Source organism: Psychrobacter sp. MES7-P7E, from assembly GCF_002863645.1.
Taxonomy (GTDB): domain Bacteria; phylum Pseudomonadota; class Gammaproteobacteria; order Pseudomonadales; family Moraxellaceae; genus Psychrobacter.
Genome location: NZ_PJBU01000109.1, coordinates 22538 through 38242, shown reverse-complemented (window position 1 = coordinate 38242; position 15705 = coordinate 22538). Strand labels below are relative to the sequence as shown.

The following is a 15705-nucleotide window of genomic DNA, read 5'->3' as shown; positions in this document are numbered from 1 at the left end:
TATCTAGGGTGGCTTTTTTTATGGGGCGTGAATGAGGAGAAGGGGTTAAATACTAGGGTTTTTCTCTCATTTGAAAAAATAAATTCCAAAGCTATAAATTACAAGGACTGCTTCATATATAGTAGATTAAAGATTTGCTTATAGATAGCTATAACCCTTATTATATAATGGCAGGATTTTAAAAATAAAAACACAATAACTTAAATCGGAGTAAATAATGATTACCCATGTACCTGACGTGACTTTTAAGACTCGTGTTCGTGATGAATCTATCGACGGAGACAACCCATTTAAATGGTATGACTTAACCACAGATGAGTTATTTGCCAATAAAAAAGTGGTGGCTTTCTCTCTACCAGGTGCCTTTACGCCAACGTGTTCGATCAGCCATCTACCTCGTTATGAAGCGCTTTACGATGAATTTAAAGCATTAGGCGTAGACGAAATCGTTTGCATTTCTGTCAATGATGCCTTTGTCATGTACCAATGGGGCCTGAAGCAAAACCGTGAAAACGTTTTCTTGCTTCCTGACGGCAATGGTGAGTTCACTCGTAAAATGGGCATGCTGGTTGATAAGAGCAATCTTGGCTTTGGTATGCGTTCATGGCGATATTCGATGTATATCGATAATAAAGAAATCAAAAAAGTGTTTAAAGAAGCGGGTTTTGATGACAACTGTCCAACAGATCCATTTGAAGTATCAGATGCAGATACCATGTTAGAATATCTGAAAAGTAATGCTTAATCACAATTCTTAAGTGCATTGACGTTTGACTGGTATCATCAGGCGTCGATAAATACTTGAATGCTGAAGCTCAAATACTGTCGAACTGCTTAATCCTTAAGTATAAGGACTAAGCAGTTTTTTTATGTTTTCTACAAAAATTTTGGCAATATTAAAAGAAATACCTAAGATAGTGTTAAATATGAGGCGCGAAAGCGGGTATTTATGACATAAATAATGTCATTTCTGAGTAATTATAAAAATGACGATAAGATAGCATTTATTGCATAAGAAAAATAAAGGAAGAAGCGGTGTTTATTATAAAGAAATTAGCAATCAATACATCAGAGCGGCAACAAGCGCTTCAAGCCGTTGCAAATATCGAAGCGCTCGTACAGCCGCACGACACATGGACTGAGCAGACGTTGGCTGAGATGCTCGCGCAAGATAGTATGCATATGCTCATAGTTTATAAACAAGAAGATAAAGCCGATAATAATAAAGTCATTGGCTACTGCCTCTATCAAGTGATTTTTGAGCAAGCAGAGATTTTGCGTATTGGCACGCATCCTGATTATCAACGACAAGGCATTGCTTCACAAATTATTGATAAGTTGCATGAAGTATTGCAGAGTAATCAGGTGGAAAATTTGTTGTTAGAAGTACGAGCAGACAATCATGCTGCGATAGCGTTATATGAAAAGCAAGCATTTGCAGCCATTCATAGACGCAAAGGCTATTATAAGTCACCGAATCAGTCCGCAGTTGATGCACTCATTATGCAACATGTCTATGGTGAGTGAAGAGAGTAAATTCTCATTAGGAGTTATAAGCGTAGTTTCTTTAAAGATAAATTATTTATCTCAACCAACGTTATCGTGTTTAACTTGATGGTATTTTCTTCTTACAGATATTAGTATCTAATTGATAATTGCTGTCTGCTTTCATCCGTGCGAGAACATCTATACGCTCGCTCAATAACTCTACCATCACGCTTATATTGGCTTGCTGTTTTCTGACTTGTTCTAGCTTTTGCTGAGTCAGCATGAGCTGCAAATCAATATCCAATTGCCCATCATAGTAATCGTTTAAGCTGTTTTTAATTTCGGTAAGGGTGAAGCCAATAGCTTGTGCGCTTTTGATTAGCTCTATGCGTTCGATACATTCTGGATGAAATTCGGTATATAGGCGTGAGCCTGCCTGACGCTTGCGAGATTTTAGTAGGCCTAATTGCTCGTAATGGCGAACCGTATCTTTGGTCGTATTGGCTTTTGCTGCTAGCTCTCCAATCAATAGAAACGATGTATCAAGTGCCATAATAACCTCTTATTTTTTCGTTATGATAATCATAACTCTAGTTGCCACGGCGATTCGCTATCCAGTAAAGATACAGCTAACGGTTTATGAGAGTGCTTTTGCCATAGCGCAGACTGGCTGCCTATCAGGTTGTCTAACTGAGTCAAAAAGTCAGTACGCGGTAAAGTAGTGGCACCTAAGCTCATCAAATGATCGTTCGGTAGCTGACAGTCGACGAGTGCGACATTACTTTGTTCACATAAGCGCATCAGACCCCAAAACGCTAGCTTTGACGCATTAGATGCTCGATGAAACATTGATTCACCAAAATAGATGCCGTTTATTTTTAACCCGTATAATCCGCCAATCAGTTGACCTGCTTCGTCCCAAACTTCAATGCTATGAGCAAAGCCTTGCGCATGCAATTTGGTATAAGCTTCGATCATCTCATCATGAATCCAAGTATGCTCGCCTTCAGGCTGATTGTCATTAAGGCTATCGCTACGTGGTAAGCTACAGGAATGTATGACATCGTCAAAAGCTTGATTAAGCGTCACTTGCCAACGTTCGCGATTTGCTTGCTTACGTAGAGACTTACTCGGTTGATAGGCAGATGGGATGATCACACAACGCGGCTCGGGACACCACCAAGCAATAGGCTCATCTTCGTTAGACCAAGGAAACAGCCCTTGAGCATAGGCTGATATCAGCGTTTCGGGTGCCAGATCACCGCCCATAGCGACGATGCCAATGCCATCAGGATCGATAGAAATGGGATCAGGAAAGTCATAACGCCCAAGACTTTTTAAAGTCTCAGGCGTGATGTGTTTATCGTGCTGTTGAGTAAAGTTGCCCATTTAGGCTTCTTTATCTGCAGTTAAGGTTGAATCGTAAGTGTGATCACGAGCGACGGTTTCGCCCAGTGCATCCAAGTACTTTTCAGCATCCAGCGCAGCCATACAGCCTGTACCAGCAGAAGTGATGGCTTGACGGTAGACGTGATCGGCTACGTCACCTGCGGCAAACACACCTTCAATACTGGTCTGAGTGGCATTACCATTCAAGCCACTATTAACGATCAGGTAGCCATCCTTCATGTCTAATTGACCTTTGAACAAGTCAGTGTTTGGCTTATGACCAATAGCGACAAACATACCCATTGTATCTAATTGTTTGGTGCTGCCATCAATCATCGATTCGATGACGACGCCATTGACGCCCATATCATCACCGACCACTTCTTTTACTTGATGGTTCCATTCGATTTTGACATTACCATTTTTAGCTTTTTCAAATAGCTTGTCTTGCAGAATTTTTTCAGAGCGTAGGCTGTCACGGCGATGCACTAAGGTCACTTCAGACGCAATATTAGATAAGTACAAAGCTTCCTCAACCGCTGTATTACCACCACCAATCACCGCAACTTTTTGGTTTTTATAGAAGAAACCATCACAAGTGGCACAGGCTGATACACCAAGCCCTCTGAACTTAGTCTCTGATTCTAGTCCCAAGTACTGTGCAGAGGCACCAGTTGAGATAATGAGCGCATCACAAGTATAGCTACCGTTGTTACCTGTCAATTGAAAAGGACGCTCGTTTAGGTTTACTTCGTTGATATGATCGTAGACCAATTCAGTACCGAAACGCTCAGCATGCGCTTTCATCCGTTCCATTAATGCAGGACCTGTCAAATCATGTGCATCGCCTGGCCAGTTGTCGACTTCGGTAGTGGTGGTTAATTGTCCACCGACTTCCATACCAGTGACCATAACTGGCTTAAGATTAGCGCGTGCTGCATAAACTGCGGCAGAGTAGCCAGCAGGGCCTGAGCCTAAAATAATGAGCTTTTCGTGACGTGGAGCAGTAGTGTCAGTTGCCATGAGTTGTTCCTTGCTAAATATACGAATTAAAAATGTAAGTTATAAATATAATAAAAGAGGAATATCAAAAATGACTACGAATATGCTTCTTCTAATTGCTGTGTGATAATAACATAAGGGCACAGCGCACAAAGTGCAAGTTTGCTAAAACAAACACAGGTATCATTAGAATCAAAGAATAAATAGCTTTGGAATATAAGTGCGAAAAATTATGTGTATTTTATAGAATTTAGGCAATACAGTTAGCCATATTTTGCCACTCGTGTTTCGCTAACCAGCTGTTTTCTTGCGCAAATTGTCTACTGATTTACTTTCTTACACGCTTTCTTGATAAGACTGTCGCCACTGCACCTATGTATTTGTTATTATAAGAAGTTATGCCAAGTGTAGTAGGAGCCAAGCGATAACGGTTGTTGCAGGGTTCTATAATTGGTATATGCCAAACAAACACTTCGCTCGGTACATTTATGTCAACACTTTATGTCAGCATGATTAGGCTTAGTCATGCATTGGCGACCATTTAGTATTAATAACAAGGCAGATCTTACGTGATATCAGCACCGCTTATTGAGTATTTAAAAAAGGGAATGTTTACCCTCCTTGGGTTAATACTGGCCGTTTATCTGTTTGTCATTTTGATGACCTATACAGGCAACGATCCTAGCTGGTCGCACATCAGTAGTGATATGACCACGATTAATAACATGGGCGGCGAGGCAGGCGCATGGTTGTCCGATTTGCTTTATAGCTTTTTTGGGTTTGGTGCTTGGTGGTTTTTGGCATTTGTGGTTTATGAATCTATCTTAATTTGGTGGGAAAACAAGCCAACGTTTTGGCTCATGCGATTGGTCGCTTATGTGTTTTTGCTATTAAGTGCTAGCGCATTATTTGCACAATTGGTCTCTCTAGTTCAGCAAGTCACAAACCCTGACGCAATCGGCCTCGAAGGCGTCGCTGGTGGTATCATCGGGCTAGAGTTACAGGCGCGTTTGGCACAGCTGCTATCGCAGTGGGGGAGTGTGGTTTTCTTAGCAGTATTCGTTGTGATTACCGCTACGTTTGCCTTTAATATCCATTGGATGACGATATATCAAAAGGTTCGTGCGCTGTCGTGGCTTGGTTCAGGTGTAAAAAGTCAGGATGCTATTGAAGTTACTGAACCGAGCATTGCATCACAAGATGATAGCCAGAAATTAGATGAGTCGGTAGATAAAAAAGTAGAGCATGAGCAGCTGCCACTTGAGTTACAGTCTGCGGAAAATACTAGCGGTACTCAAGACGTCAGCAGTAGCGGACGTTTCGGTAGTGTCTTGTCAGACTTTTTGGCAACATCAGGATTGGCAGATAGTGTCAAAGCCTCTGTCATTGCAGCAAAAGCAGTGGCGACACCTAATAGCTCAAAAGGTGAGCAGGTAGATATCAATACAGGCTCGCTTAATAACTCTACTGATAATACAGCCAACAATGCAGTCCAGCCATTAGTTTCAAACTTGACTGCACCTGTTACTCGCAAAGTTGAGCCGAGCTTTGCGTGGAATGATGCCAGTACGGTCGATGACTTACTAGCAAGTGAGCAGATAGCTTACAGTGCTAGTGGCATGGACAGCTCGGCTATGCCTGTACCCAACTATTCCCAAACGGGTACTAGTACCACAGCATCGTTAGAGAAAGCAGTACCTGCTACTGCAGTAACTACCACGACGGAATCGGTTGCTCAACCAGATATACATGATAAAGAATCATTAGCTCAGTCATCAATTTTTGAGTCAGTGCATAGCGATTTAGCCAGTCAGCCACTCATTGAACCTGCTGAGCCTAAAATCTCTGCGACAAATGAGACTGCAGAAGTAGATAAGTTGGCAGAAGCATGGTTGGCAGAGCATGCTGATATATCAGAACCTACAGAATCTGTTGTAGAAAAGTATGAAGACTCTAAGCCTGTTCAGGAAACCGTAGCAGCTGAGCTAATCGTACCAGAGAAGACTCCAGAACCTATCGTAGAAGAGCCTATTAGCTTTGCACAGGATTTAACCAATCAGCAGTCTGATATGCCTGCAGAGTTGCCACAGACTAATAAGGCGTCAATAGTCTCTGAGCCTGAAGTCGCTCCGGTAACAGTAGAGACTCAGCCTGCATTGTCAGATGTTTCAGACATGACACCAACTAATACGCCTCCTGCCAATCCAAAAGCAGCGCCAACGGTGGAAGTGACTAGCCCAGTCTCAAATGTACAGCCTGAGCCGAAAGCGTCCGTGCAACCATCTGTTAGCTTTGCTGTCCCAGAGGGCGATAGTAGCAACCATATCACTGATATGATGCCAGAGGATGACAGTGATGACGACACCAATGTACCGGTCATGCCGCACATTAGTGATGACGCAGCCTTCAGTCAAAAGTCGCGCTCGATGCAAACGGCAGCTTATCGCAGCAGCCTGACGCCTATTCCAGAAGTGTCTATATTGGATAAGCCTGATCCTGACCGCAAGCCTAGCTACACTGTGGCTGAGCTTGAAAAACTGTCTGAGTTGTTAGAAATTAAGCTACAAGAATTTAATGTAAAGGCTTCTGTGGTTAATGCTATTCCTGGCCCTGTTGTCACCCGTTTTGAAGTAGAGCTGGCTGCTGGGGTGAAGGCTAGTAAAGTCACAGGTATCTCGCGTGATTTAGCGCGTTCACTATCGATGGCATCTTTGCGTGTGGTAGAAGTGATTCCAGGCAAGCCTTACATCGGTATCGAAGTACCTAACAAGAAACGTGAAATGGTACGCTTGATTGAACTGCTCAATACCGAAACGTTCAAAGATCCTAAAGCGCAGATTAGCATGGCGATGGGCAAAGACATCGGTGGTAACCCAATCATTACCGACCTTGCGCGTGCGCCGCATATGCTAGTCGCTGGTACCACAGGCTCTGGTAAATCAGTATTGGTCAACTCGATGCTACTATCGATGCTACTTAAATATACACCCAATGAGCTACGTCTTATCTTGATTGATCCAAAGCAGCTTGAGCTTGCTAACTATAATGATATTCCGCATTTGCTAACGCCAGTAGTCACCGATATGACGGAAGCGGCTAGTAGCTTGTCATGGTGTGTGGCCGAGATGGAACGTCGCTATCAGCTAATGAGCTTGCTAAAGGTTCGTAAGCTCAATGAGTTTAATAAGAAGGTCATCGCGGCGGAGAAATCAGGCAATCCAATGCTCGATCCTCTATGGCGACCGAATGACAGCGTAAGTATTAGCCAAGCACCCAAGTTAAAAACCTTACCCATGATTGTCATTGTCGCGGATGAGTTCGCCGATATGATTATGCAGGTCGGTAAACAAGCCGAAGAGCTCATCACACGTTTGGCGCAAAAATCGCGTGCTGCAGGTATTCATTTAATGCTAGCGACTCAGCGTCCGTCCGTCGATGTCATTACAGGTTTGATTAAAGCCAACATCCCAGTGCGTGCAGCACTACGAGTCAACTCAAAAGTCGATTCACGTACGATTTTGGATAGTGGCGGTGCTGAGGATATGCTAGGTAACGGCGATATGTTGTTCTTAGGGCCAGGGCAAATTGAGCCAGATCGTGTGCATGGTGCTTATGTCAGTGACGAAGAAGTTAACCGTGTCTGTGACGCTTGGCGTGAGCGCGGCGCCCCTGATTATATTGACAATATGGCAGGCAATTTTGAATTGTCTAGCCCGGGCGGTGGTAGTACAGCCAATGCTTCTGGTGAAGATGATGATTTATATAATGATGCCGTGGCCTTTATCATGGAAACACGTAAAGTGTCTGCCTCAAGCATTCAGCGTAAATTCAGCATCGGCTACAACCGTGCAGCGCGTATTGTCGATTCTATGGAAGAAGCTGGATTGGTCAGCTCTATGGGCAAAAGTGGTAAGCGTGAACTATTGATGTAGATAAATACTATCCTTAAAAACTGGTTTTAATTAGTTATCTTTAATTGTTCATATTAGAATAAGTATCAAAAGTATTAACTGCACCTGCTGAATATATAGGAAGGTTTTATGAAGAAATTGGTATCCATTATTATCATTATGTCTTTAGGTATCTACGATATAGCGTTTGCTGATACGTTCCAAAAGCATATGTACTGCTCTAAGCCTAGTAAGCCCTACAATTTTACATCCGAAGCCCAGTACAATAGGTTTGTCGATGACGTTAATAAATATCAAATTTGTATTAACGACTTTGTTGAAGAACAAAACCAGGGAATTAAAAATCATCAAAAATCTATAAACAATGCAATTGAAGAGTGGAATAGGTTTGTTCAGTTCGAATTGAAATAAATTTTTGAATAATAGAAAAGTCGAGCAAAGTTGTTTGACTTTTTTTATGTGTAACTATAATTAAGAATGTAAAATTTAATCTTATTAAACACTATCAAACTAGGGAAGGTTAGTTATGTTTAAAGAATATACTCAGTATGATGGTCTCGCCTTAGCAGCATTGGTCAACTCAGGTGAGGTCAGTGCAAAGGAATTGCTAGACGCTGCTGTCCATCAAGCCAATCAAATCAACCCTAAGCTAAATGCCATTGTGCATCGATTTGATGAGCGTGCTTACAATGCTGCGCAGGCGGGTTTGCCTTCAGGTGTATTTACTGGCGTGCCGTATTTGCTAAAAGATTTATCATTTAGCTTCGCCGACGAGCCGATTACGATGGGCAGTCGCAGTGTCAATATTATTTCAGAAAAAGACAGTGAAATCGTCAAACGGATGAAAGCGACAGGCGTTAATACTTTTGGCAAGACTAATACTCCTGAGTTTGGTTTGATTATCACCACTGAGCCAAAAGCGCATGGTGCTACTCATAATCCTTTTAAAAAAGGCTACAGCTCTGGCGGCTCGTCAGGAGGTAGTGCAGCAGCAGTTGCGAGCGGTATTGTCCCGATGGCAGGCGGCGGTGATGGTGGCGGCTCCATACGTTTCCCATCTGCTTGGTGCGGTACGTTTGGGTTAAAGCCAAGCCGTGGACGTAATCCAATGGGCCCTAATCTTGGTGAAGGCTGGGAGGGGGCCGTGGCTGACCATGTGATTACGCGCTCAGTGCGCGATAGTGCAGCGATGCTAGATGCAACTAGTGGAGCAGAGATTGGCGCCCCTTACATTATAGCTCCGCCAAACGGCACCTTTCTGCAAGCGGCAATGCGTGCACCGCGAAAGCTAAAAATCGCTTTGCATCAGCAGCCTTTGATAGCCAATACGACAGTGGACAAAGAGGTGCTGGCGGTACTTGATCAAACGGCTAAGCAATTAGAGTCTATGGGTCATGAAGTAGTACCAGCCGAGCCAAACATCAATATCGAGCAGTTTTGGCATGACTTTATCGTTGTGGTCTGCGCGCATACGGCTTTTACGATTGATAATATCGAGCGTGAGTTTGGTACTGACCACATCAAAAACCTAGAGCCACAAACTTATAATATGGCACTGCTTGGGCGTTCGCTATCAGCGGTTGATTTGGCACATGCCAAACATGGCTGGCATTATAGCCAGTATCAGACGGGGCTATTACTAGAAGACTACGATATGATTTTGTGCCCGACTGTGCCCACGCCTGCGGTAAAGCATGGTGTACTACCGCCTAGCCGTATGGATGAGATGATGATGCGTAGCGCCGAGGTGCTTAACAAGGGCTTTAATATGGGTAGATATGCCTTTAGCTCAGGCATGATTGAAAAGCTCAGTGCACCTGTATTAGGTAAGATGGGCTTTACGTTATTGGGTAATGTTACAGGATTACCCGCGATGTCAGTACCCCTTGGTATGAGTAAAGAAGGCTTACCGATTGGTATGCAATTAATCGGGCGCATGAATGATGAAGCGACATTATTCAGCGTGGCGGGCGAGATGGAGCGTGCAGGTTTATTTACCAAACACGCTTTTGAGAAGTAGGATTGAGATCTATGGTTTGGATTGATAGCACTCAATCAAAGCGGTAAATATCCATACCCAAACTATGATGAGCCATACTTTGATGAACGACAGAGACACGCTGACCAGTACCTAGTGCAAAAAACAGTGGTAGCAAGTGCTCATCACTTGGATGAATGTCCTTGTAGTCTGGGTACTGCTGCCAATCGAGCGCCGTGGGAATGTCTATTTTGAGCTGCTGCAACAACCATTGCTTAAACGTTTTGGCTGCTTGATCGATGCTGTCGGCTTCCCAACGCAATGCTTGTAAATTGTGCGTAATGTTACCTGAGCCAATGACGAGGATTTGCTCATCACGCAGATGTGCCAACTGCGCGCCTAACTGATAGCAGGCGATACTGTCATAATGCTGCGGCAGTGATATCTGTACGATAGGCACATCGGCTTCTGGGTACAGATGTCTGAGCGGCGCCCACACACCATGGTCACAGGCACGTACTGGATTGACACTACAAGTAATGCCACGTGCGGTCAGCTGCTGTGTAAGTGTCTCAGCCAGTGCTGGCTGACCTATAGCAGGATACTGAATGTCGTAAAGTTCAGGCGAAAATCCTGAAAAATCATGCCACGTCTTTGGCTGTGGATTACTACTAATCTCTAGCTTTGCTGACTGCCAATGCGCTGACATAATGACGATGGCACGTGGCTTAGGTAAGTTTTGACCGATACGTGCCAGTGCACTGGTCGTCGCAGACTGCTCAATTGCAAGCGTAGGCGCGCCATGCGAGATAAAGAGCGCTGGTAGCTTAGATGTATTCGTCGCTACATCAGACGTATTTTCCCATGCGGCAGCCGCTGTGATAGGCGTCTGCACACTATGATGGTCATCACGTTGATGAGAGGGCTTAGAGGCGTTGGGTGTCGCACATTTTGGATATTTCATGTTGCATTTATTAGGGCGTGCGCCAGTATTTCAATCTATTTTAGGGTTGATGTTTTGAATCAAAAAATAGATTAGTATTTTATTTAATTACCACGGTGATAAGGGTGGTTATTGTTGATACTCATCGCGCGATACAATTGTTCCATAAGTACGACGCGTACTAGCGGATGTGGCAATGTCAGTGCTGATAGTGATAACTTTGCATCAGCCTTTGCCAATACTTCTGGCGAGACACCATCTGCACCGCCGATGACCAAGGCAATATCATCGCCTTGCAGCATGCCATCAGAGAGCTTATCAGCCAGTCCTTCTGTCGAAATCATCTTGCCTTTGACATCTAATACCCACAATTGCTCTCGGCTTGATGCATTATGAGCGGCTAATATAGCCTGACCTTCCTGCTCACGGTACTGTGCCAAATTAGCATCTGAAGGGTTTTTTGCCCGCTTGGCTGCCGCAATTTCGACAATTTCTGTGCTTAGCATCGGTTGAATGCGTTTGTAATACTCGTCAAAACCCGTCTGTACCCAGCTAGGCATTTTATTGCCAACGGTCAAAATCCTTACTTTCATAATGCTTACCATCTCGATAATTGAATTCACGCTTACTAGGGCGTGCTCTTAATAGTTGTATCGCTCGTTCTTCATTGTCTGCAATTTACATCAGAGGGTTAATCGTCTCTGATACGTTGCTACTTGCGCTTTGATCGTCCGCTTGGCTTGGCTTTGGAATGACAGTCAATTTTGCATCAGACTCAAAAACAATAGCTTCGACATCATCAAAACTATTAATCCCTTCAGAACGCATGGCACATTCGATTTCTTGACGCGTCAAACGCTCATCACGCATGGCATCTGGCAAAAATTGCCCTTGATAAAAAACGATACGCGGCTCTGATAAAATAAAGTTACTAAATTGCGGTGAAACAGACGCATATTTGGTAACCACAAATTGCAATAGGTACAATACTAAAATAGAAGACACCCCTTCAACAAAGGGAATGTCTTTGAGCAAAATCGTACTGGCACCCAACGAGCCGATCATGACCGTAACGATCCAATCGAAGTTGTTGAGCTGTGACGTTGAGCGTTTGCCAGAGACTTTGGTGACTGTCACGATCAACACGTAAACCATAACAGTCGTCAAAACAATACGACCAAGCTTGTCTATGTTATCAAAAAAGATCATGTCCATAATGTTCGCTCCTATTATAAAGGTAAAACAAGTCATCGCTAAAATACTACTTACTAGGGCGCATCTTACTTTGTCTCATTTTTAATACTATTCTTAAAATAATGACACGCCCTAAACTTAGCCTAACGGATTTTACGCATTAGCAGGGGAAAACTTTGTAGCACCTTGTAGATGATGGTTTGTACTTACGTTGATTTGCGTATAGGGTCTAATAATCGATTGATAGACCATAGACTGATTCGCGCACTGACTAGAGTGAGAACCAGCATTAGCATTAGTGATGAAAGCAGGGGCAGTGGACGCTGCATCGCCATCTCAAACAATACCTCACGGCTTATCGTATCAAACAGCCAAAACCAGATGGCTGAAAAATAAATGACAGTCAGCATCCAGACAGTCACAACCCCACCTAACATCAATTTATTAATCTCATCTCGCGCTAATGCTCGCTTCTGATGTTTGATAAATTTACTGACAGCGATATAAGCACCCACGATAATAGAAACCACCATGACCAATTGTGGATTGAGCGCAAGCTTGGTCTGTATCATCATAAATATGGTACTGGCAAGCGTGTATCCAATCGCAAAAAAACCAATATATCGAGCCAGTTTAGGCTGCACTTGTGTAAGCGTCTGAGGTTTGTTGAGACTGGTTGTCTGGCGTAACATAAGCTAACCTTTATAAAGGTAAAAAATAGAGTATGGATGATACAACGTCTTAAAGCGTTAAAATCAGCGCTGTGCCGTCCAGTCGAGCATGGCATCTAACACAGGATGCGCTGCATAAGGATTTAATGCTTGATTAGTATTAATTATACCAACGACAACGTAATCCTGTCCTGACAGTCCTTTGACATAACCTGCCATTGAAGTGACGTTATTTAACGTGCCAGTTTTTATCCATGCGCGGCCAGTGGCTGTTGATTCAGGCAAGCGATCGCTATGGGCGGCAATAGTACCACTAACCCCAGCGACCCCTAACGAGTCGACATAGGCTTCGAAATTTGGTCGACTATAAGCGTAAGTCAGTAGCTCGCTTAGGTTGGCGGCAGTGATAGTACACTCACGGCAGAGTCCTGAGCCATTGGTCAAGTGAGGCGGTGGTGTACTGAGATTGGTTTGCCACCATTGATTGATGGTTTGTAAGGCTGCTGGATAGTCTGTCGTAGCAGGTTTACCAAACTGATATAAGCTATCAGACTTTTTGCCACTAGATTTAACAGCCGCTACTTTGTTATCCATCTCGTTACTAGCACTGGCTTCATGACTGCTTGGACTAGTCGCAGTTGTACTAGAAGGTATTGAATGAGTCAGCCTTCCTTTATCGTAAGCGCCTATAGATAGCGCGACTTGCTCAGCCATGACATTGTTTGAGAAGTGGTTAATGTCATGAATCTGCTCGGTTAAATTCAACGACGGATAGCTGACCATAGGTAGAGGAGACATCGCGATAGCCGTAAGGCCGTGCGCTCGTTTTGTCGTCTTGGTCATATCGTAAGGGGTTTCTTGTGAGATGACCTGCCCACTCAAAGTATTCCCCAACGCTTGCCATTTGGCAGCGATGACGTGTGCGGCAAACTCTTTGGCATTAGGATATGCCACGTAAAAGACATGCTCACCGCAGCTCTCTGGCAGACTGGCATTTAATACGAGCTGCGTGTTTTGCCACTGCGGCGCTAGGCTATAGCTTGCTTGCCCACAACTGGCTGCACGGGTATTGATTGTAGCAGGCAGCTGATAGTTGGCTAACCGCGGCTTATAGGTCACACTTGCTTGGCCATTATCTTGAGGGTAAGTTTTGATACCAATGGTGCTAAAGTTAACCAAAAACCCATCAGGGCTGGCGTTATAAGGGCGTAGAGGTGAGTTGTCAAAGGCGGCAGGATCTTTACTAACATTGTTAAAAACTGCGCTGTCGATGATGATGTCACCATCGATATGACGAATACCGGATGCTTGCACTTTATACAGTAACTGCTTTAAACGCTCGTGGGTCATTTTTGGGTCGCCACTACCTTGAATAATCAAGTCACCATGTAGACGGTTGCCGATGACAATACCTGTGTGATAAACCCGTGTATGCCACACAAAATCTGCCCCTAAAGTGTCCAAAGCGATAAAGCTAGGCACGAGTTTCATGGTGCTTGCAGGCGTACGAGGGATGTCAGACTGGTGATCTAGCAAAGGCGAAAATGAAATCTTTATAGAGGCTTTATTATTGCTCTCAGTATCTTGGGCCTTGGCATTCTGATCAAGCGTATGCTGAGGTTCGTCAGGAATAACCGTTGGAATGCTCTCTACGCTCTGATAAGTATAAGGGTCATCGGTATAGGTATGTATCTTTCGCTCGTGCTTCTCAATAGTGCGCTGCTCTATGGTAATTAAGACGTTCTGGTGGCTCGGGTCGCTGGTACTTGTATCCGTAGAGGCGTTCGTAACTGGATGCTCAGATACTATAGTAGTTGCAGATTGGCTGTCAGGTTCATCACTATCAATGACTTGAATAGGAGCAGGCAGACGGCTGGCAGTCTTGTCACCTACAGGTGTAATAACGATACTGATATCCGCTTCTGTCAAATCGGCACGTGCCAAGGCTTTTTGAATGGCTGCTGGTAACACGGCTTGAGCATGTATTGGCGCTACTATAACTGCTGCCAATAACGCTAACCTAGATAGACGTTTACTAGGTTGGTTCAGCGGTCGCAAATGACGACAAAGCGTATCAATTTTGGTTGCAGCAGTAGAGTAATGACGGCGTTTAGAAGGGTATCGCATGAGCATCTTTCATCAGGTGGCAAAAACAGCCTATGGTAACATGAGTTGCTGTTTTCGCGCACGATGCCAGCAGCACAATTTTAGGGCGTGTCATCAATCTGAACAATAAAATTTAAATGGGCTAAAAATGGCTAAATCTTTGCCAAACTGCGTCAAGTAGCTGGCTAATATCTCGATATTATCTGTACTCCTTTCCTTGTTTGACTACCATTTACTTCATTTTTATCACCATTTTCAAAATGAGGACACGCCCTAGCGATAATGACGCCCTTATTTAGATAACTAACGCTAACTATAGATTGAACTGAGAGCATGACTTGCTGCTAACGCACATGTAAAAAAGCCATCGCCGTCATAACAGCATCGTTATAAGCATCATGCGCGCCCAGTTCAGGAATATTGTAATGGGCTAATATGCGAGTCAGATGTTGGGCTTGGCCAGAAAGCCCTTGTGTGTGACCACTGATACGCCGACTGTACAGATGACGCAAATCTATGACTTCGTTTGGTAGCGGGGTTCCCATATAGCGTTTAACCAAAGGATTCAAAAAAGCCATGTCTAGCTGTGTACAGAATCCAACGATTGGTCGATTACCTATGAATGGTAGTAGTAGTGCCAACATGTCATCGTAACTCATGCCATGTTCAACGTCGGCGGTACGTAGGCCATGGATGACAATAGTGTCGCGGTCTGGCATTACAGGAGGACTGCAAACCAAATGCATACCATTACCTGTGTCGATGGTATTGCCATTAATATGTATCACTGCTACAGACAGCAGGTGATGCTTCTTGGGGTTCAGCCCTGTCATCTCGCAATCAATCGCCACCCACTGCTCAGCCGAAGGTGTCGTAAACATTGAGGCCAGCTCTGGACGCTGCAATTGCGTCTTTTGCCAAGCACAAGATAACTGCTGTAACCAGCTCATATTAATCGCTCATCTATATATTATTTTTGTATTTATAAAATTTCTCTATTTATGAAGTCTCTATATTAAGACT

The 15705-nt window shown here is 43.9% G+C and carries 14 protein-coding genes; 5 read left to right on the top strand and 9 right to left on the bottom strand.

Features of this window, described 5'->3' with window-relative positions:
• Window positions 1-217: 217 nt before the first annotated feature.
• Window positions 218-745, top strand: a complete 528-nt coding sequence (locus tag CXF62_RS10475) for a peroxiredoxin (protein WP_102094297.1) — start codon at window positions 218-220, stop codon at window positions 743-745.
• Window positions 746-1035: 290 nt separating this feature from the next.
• Entirely contained in the window at window positions 1036-1527 is a 492-nt protein-coding gene (gene rimI / locus CXF62_RS10470; RefSeq protein ID WP_228153218.1) for a ribosomal protein S18-alanine N-acetyltransferase, read from the top strand.
• A gap of 79 nt (window positions 1528-1606) precedes the next feature.
• Here rimI and CXF62_RS10465 read toward each other — a convergent pair whose 3' ends face one another.
• The 3 genes from CXF62_RS10465 to trxB are packed head-to-tail and all read right to left on the bottom strand — an operon-like array spanning window position 1607 to window position 3900.
• Window positions 1607-2041: a MerR family transcriptional regulator gene (locus CXF62_RS10465; protein WP_102094296.1), complete on the bottom strand. Its 435-nt coding sequence runs from the start codon at window positions 2039-2041 to the stop codon at window positions 1607-1609.
• A 29-nt stretch (window positions 2042-2070) separates the two neighbouring features.
• Complete coding sequence (gene aat, locus CXF62_RS10460; protein WP_102094295.1) at window positions 2071-2877, bottom strand: leucyl/phenylalanyl-tRNA--protein transferase; 807 nt, start codon at window positions 2875-2877, stop codon at window positions 2071-2073.
• Window positions 2878-3900 (bottom strand): thioredoxin-disulfide reductase, encoded by a 1023-nt coding sequence (gene trxB / locus CXF62_RS10455; protein WP_057758497.1) that lies wholly within the window; start codon window positions 3898-3900, stop codon window positions 2878-2880.
• 548 nt (window positions 3901-4448) lie between these two features.
• Between trxB and CXF62_RS10450 the strand changes: the two genes are divergently transcribed.
• The 3 genes from CXF62_RS10450 (at window position 4449) to CXF62_RS10440 (ending at window position 9810) form a co-directional block, all read left to right on the top strand.
• Entirely contained in the window at window positions 4449-7811 is a 3363-nt protein-coding gene (locus CXF62_RS10450; protein ID WP_185156645.1) for a DNA translocase FtsK, read from the top strand.
• Between the two features lie 108 nt (window positions 7812-7919).
• Entirely contained in the window at window positions 7920-8201 is a 282-nt protein-coding gene (locus tag CXF62_RS10445; RefSeq protein WP_102091108.1) for a hypothetical protein, read from the top strand.
• 115 nt (window positions 8202-8316) lie between these two features.
• The gene (locus CXF62_RS10440; protein ID WP_102094294.1) at window positions 8317-9810 is read left to right on the top strand and encodes an amidase; all 1494 of its coding nucleotides are present in this window, start codon (window positions 8317-8319) and stop codon (window positions 9808-9810) included.
• 31 nt (window positions 9811-9841) lie between these two features.
• Here the strand turns inward: CXF62_RS10440 and CXF62_RS10435 are convergent, their stop codons facing one another.
• From CXF62_RS10435 to CXF62_RS10410, 6 genes are all read right to left on the bottom strand, one after another.
• Complete coding sequence (locus tag CXF62_RS10435; protein ID WP_102094293.1) at window positions 9842-10732, bottom strand: DODA-type extradiol aromatic ring-opening family dioxygenase; 891 nt, start codon at window positions 10730-10732, stop codon at window positions 9842-9844.
• A gap of 83 nt (window positions 10733-10815) precedes the next feature.
• Window positions 10816-11304, bottom strand: coding sequence for a 23S rRNA (pseudouridine(1915)-N(3))-methyltransferase RlmH (gene rlmH, locus CXF62_RS10430; RefSeq protein WP_101204969.1), 489 nt, complete (start codon window positions 11302-11304; stop codon window positions 10816-10818).
• Between the two features lie 85 nt (window positions 11305-11389).
• Window positions 11390-11926, bottom strand: a complete 537-nt coding sequence (locus CXF62_RS10425) for a DUF421 domain-containing protein (protein ID WP_102094292.1) — start codon at window positions 11924-11926, stop codon at window positions 11390-11392.
• A 185-nt stretch (window positions 11927-12111) separates the two neighbouring features.
• Window positions 12112-12597 carry an ABZJ_00895 family protein gene (locus CXF62_RS10420; RefSeq protein WP_102094291.1) on the bottom strand — a complete coding sequence of 162 codons (486 nt, stop codon included), beginning with the start codon at window positions 12595-12597 and terminating at the stop codon, window positions 12112-12114.
• Window positions 12598-12660: 63 nt separating this feature from the next.
• Complete coding sequence (locus CXF62_RS10415) at window positions 12661-14703, bottom strand: D-alanyl-D-alanine carboxypeptidase/D-alanyl-D-alanine-endopeptidase (protein WP_228153217.1); 2043 nt, start codon at window positions 14701-14703, stop codon at window positions 12661-12663.
• A gap of 323 nt (window positions 14704-15026) precedes the next feature.
• Window positions 15027-15632, bottom strand: coding sequence for a 3'-5' exonuclease (locus CXF62_RS10410; RefSeq protein ID WP_185156644.1), 606 nt, complete (start codon window positions 15630-15632; stop codon window positions 15027-15029).
• Window positions 15633-15705 lie beyond the last annotated feature (73 nt).

Excerpts from the sequence above, each read along its gene's own strand:
- CXF62_RS10475 (WP_102094297.1), top strand. The coding sequence starts at position 218 with ATGATTACCCATGTACCTGACGTGACTTTTAAGACTCGTGTTCGTGAT.
- CXF62_RS10465 (WP_102094296.1), bottom strand. The coding sequence starts at position 2,041 with ATGGCACTTGATACATCGTTTCTATTGATTGGAGAGCTAGCAGCAAAA.
- aat (WP_102094295.1), bottom strand. The coding sequence starts at position 2,877 with ATGGGCAACTTTACTCAACAGCACGATAAACACATCACGCCTGAGACT.
- trxB (WP_057758497.1), bottom strand. The coding sequence starts at position 3,900 with ATGGCAACTGACACTACTGCTCCACGTCACGAAAAGCTCATTATTTTA.
- CXF62_RS10445 (WP_102091108.1), top strand. The coding sequence starts at position 7,920 with ATGAAGAAATTGGTATCCATTATTATCATTATGTCTTTAGGTATCTAC.
- CXF62_RS10440 (WP_102094294.1), top strand. The coding sequence starts at position 8,317 with ATGTTTAAAGAATATACTCAGTATGATGGTCTCGCCTTAGCAGCATTG.
- CXF62_RS10435 (WP_102094293.1), bottom strand. The coding sequence starts at position 10,732 with ATGAAATATCCAAAATGTGCGACACCCAACGCCTCTAAGCCCTCTCAT.
- rlmH (WP_101204969.1), bottom strand. The coding sequence starts at position 11,304 with ATGAAAGTAAGGATTTTGACCGTTGGCAATAAAATGCCTAGCTGGGTA.
- CXF62_RS10425 (WP_102094292.1), bottom strand. The coding sequence starts at position 11,926 with ATGGACATGATCTTTTTTGATAACATAGACAAGCTTGGTCGTATTGTT.
- CXF62_RS10420 (WP_102094291.1), bottom strand. The coding sequence starts at position 12,597 with ATGTTACGCCAGACAACCAGTCTCAACAAACCTCAGACGCTTACACAA.
- CXF62_RS10415 (WP_228153217.1), bottom strand. The coding sequence starts at position 14,703 with ATGCGATACCCTTCTAAACGCCGTCATTACTCTACTGCTGCAACCAAA.
- CXF62_RS10410 (WP_185156644.1), bottom strand. The coding sequence starts at position 15,632 with ATGAGCTGGTTACAGCAGTTATCTTGTGCTTGGCAAAAGACGCAATTG.